The sequence below is a fragment of the Wenzhouxiangella sp. YN1 genome, assembly GCF_056324145.1.
Map to the genome: position 1 here is coordinate 1 of NZ_JBJNIO010000021.1, position 674 is coordinate 674.

At 55.3% G+C, this 674-nt stretch carries 1 protein-coding gene; it reads right to left on the bottom strand.

All coding sequences use genetic code 11. From position 1 onward, the window contains the following. Nucleotides 1-451: 451 nt before the first annotated feature. Nucleotides 452-674, bottom strand: a 223-nt coding sequence (locus ACEWQZ_RS00040) for a transposase (RefSeq protein ID WP_476481029.1), incomplete at its 5' end; no start/stop codon positions are given.

The window sequence follows — 674 nt, forward strand, 5'->3', positions numbered from 1 at the left end:
TCTACCAGGCGGCACGAGACCAGCACCCACAGCGCTGGAGCGGAGATACTCGGAACTGGTCACCGGTCGGAACCGTCTGGCTGAACCCGGAGAAGGCAGAGCAGCCGGAAAATCAGGCTGCGTGAACATGGATAAGGCGACTTCTAGCTTGACAACCACCGAGGGCGGGCAGCCGATATAACGAGAACAACTCGGAGCAGGCCGAGATCACCTAAAGTGCCGAGAAATCCTGTGCAAGACGGAGCCCCGGAAGCTTATCTGTTCGGCCAAAGACACGCAGTTCAAATCAACGGTCGGGCACCAACCAGCAAAGGGCGCGGGGAAATCAAGAAGATGAACCGGCAATAACCTCACAACCCGGCCTGATGAGTACGTTTTCTAGTTATTGAGGAGGGCCAATGATGGCTTATTAACCACTTGATAAATAGGGGTCTGTTGAATTCCAAGTGGGTTAAGCATGCACATGCGGATTGATGCTTCGGAGGTCGAGCTTCCCCGCCAGCAGGAAGATCACCGTCCGTGCTGTGCTCAGCCGCGTGTAGCCTCGGGCTTTTCGTTTTGCAGCTTGGAAGAGTCCGTTGATCGCTTCCAGGAAGCCATTGGTCTGGCGTGTTTTCACCCAGGCGACGATGCCATCGAGGTGTCGCCTTATCATCTTGGCAACAGCCTTCATC